The sequence below is a fragment of the Micromonospora sp. NBS 11-29 genome, from assembly GCF_002140155.1.
Lineage (GTDB): Bacteria > Actinomycetota > Actinomycetes > Mycobacteriales > Micromonosporaceae > Micromonospora.
Window position 1 is genome coordinate 752 of sequence record NZ_NAPR01000009.1, and the last position, 402, is coordinate 1,153.

Genomic DNA, 402 nt, shown 5'->3' on the forward strand with positions numbered 1-402 from the left:
AGGCTGATTCGCCCTGCGCCACCGCCGACAGGCCCGTGAGCAGCGCGTCCCGGTCGACGCCGATGACCGCCGCCCGGTGTTCCAGGCCGGCGCGCGTGGTGACCAGGGACCAGCCCACCTCGGCCGGGGACACGTCGTGGTGGTCGTGCAGGTGACCGGCGAGCCGGGCCGCCTGCTCCGCCAGGGCCTCCGCCGACCGGGCGGACAGCAGCCACGGCGTGACCGGCGCCGATCCGGTCGGGTCGGCCAGGTCCGATGCCGGCCCGGCCTCGGGCGCCTCCAGGATGACGTGGGCGTTGGTGCCGGAGATCCCGAACGACGACACCGCCGCCCGTCGGGGCCGATCGACCGCCGGCCACGGCCGCGCCGACGTCACCAGCTCCACCGCACCAGCCGACCAGT

General features: G+C 76.6%; 1 protein-coding gene. It reads right to left on the bottom strand.

The window, feature by feature from the left end:
• Window positions 1-385, bottom strand: a 385-nt coding sequence (locus B1205_RS31420) for a ketoacyl-synthetase C-terminal extension domain-containing protein (RefSeq protein ID WP_254909917.1), incomplete at its 3' end; no start/stop codon positions are given.
• Window positions 386-402 lie beyond the last annotated feature (17 nt).